The organism is Sulfitobacter sp. 15WGC (genome assembly GCF_005068605.1).
GTDB lineage: Bacteria > Pseudomonadota > Alphaproteobacteria > Rhodobacterales > Rhodobacteraceae > Sulfitobacter > Sulfitobacter faviae.
This window is the reverse complement of record NZ_SZNL01000045.1, coordinates 1-1,267: the sequence shown is the minus strand read 5'-3', so window position 1 is coordinate 1,267 and position 1,267 is coordinate 1. Positions and strand designations below refer to the sequence as shown.

Sequence of the window (1,267 nt, the reverse complement as noted above, 5' to 3'; positions counted from 1 at the left end):
CCCCACAGGCTTACTGATCCTAACCAAACTCCGAATACCGAGGAGTACTGGATGGCAGACACACGGCGAATGCTAACGTCCGTCGTGGAGAGGGAAACAACCCTGACCTCCGGCTAAGGCCCCTAATTCATGGCTAAGTGGGAAAGCAGGTGAGACGACCAAAACAACCAGGAGGTTGGCTTAGAAGCAGCCATCCTTTAAAGATAGCGTAACAGCTCACTGGTCTAAATAAGTTGTCTTGCGGCGAAGATGTAACGGGGCTCAAGCCATGAGCCGAAGCCGAGGATGCATTTATTGCATGGTAGCAGAGCGTAGTGTGACATAGTTCCATGTGTCCTTATCGTCCCTCGGGACGTATTGGACACAAGGAGCTTTCTGTGAAGCCGGCGCGTGAGCGATCCGGTGGAGAGATCACTAGTGAGAATGATGACATGAGTAGCGACAAAGAGTGTGAGAGACACTCTCGCCGAAAGTCCAAGGGTTCCTGCTTAAAGCTAATCTGAGCAGGGTAAGCCGACCCCTAAGGCGAGGCCGAAAGGCGTAGTCGATGGGAACCAGGTTAATATTCCTGGGCCAGATGGAAGTGACGGATCGCAGAGGTAGTTCATCCTTATCGGATTGGATGGGCTGCTGAGCGGTCCCTGGAAATAGCTCCATCATCAGATCGTACCCTAAACCGACACAGGTGGACAGGTAGAGAATACCAAGGCGCTTGAGAGAACTATGTTGAAGGAACTCGGCAAAATACCTCCGTAAGTTCGCGAGAAGGAGGCCCGGTTCCTAGGCAACTAGGGGCTGGGGGCACAAACCAGGGGGTGGCGACTGTTTATTAAAAACACAGGGCTCTGCGAAGTCGCAAGACGACGTATAGGGTCTGACGCCTGCCCGGTGCCTGAAGGTTAAAAGGAGGAGTGAGAGCTCTGAATTGAAGCCCAGGTAAACGGCGGCCGTAACTATAACGGTCCTAAGGTAGCGAAATTCCTTGTCGGGTAAGTTCCGACCTGCACGAATGGCGTAACGACTTCCCCGCTGTCTCCAACATAGACTCAGCGAAATTGAATTACCGGTCAAGATGCCGGTTACCCGCGGTTAGACGGAAAGACCCCGTGCACCTTTACTACAGCTTCACACTGGCATTAGGCCGAACATGTGCAGGATAGGTGGTGGGCTTTGAAACCGAGACGCCAGTCTCGGTGGAGCCTCCCTTGAGATACCACCCTTGTTCTGCTTGATGTCTAACCGCGGACCGTTATCCGGTTCCGGGACC

Annotated in this window: 1 rRNA gene (cut by a window edge); it reads left to right on the top strand. The window is 53.3% G+C overall.

The features are described from left to right. Positions 1 to 1,267: ribosomal RNA gene (locus FCK22_RS17765) — 23S ribosomal RNA — on the top strand (its annotated part extends 343 nt beyond the left edge of the window); the annotation flags it as partial.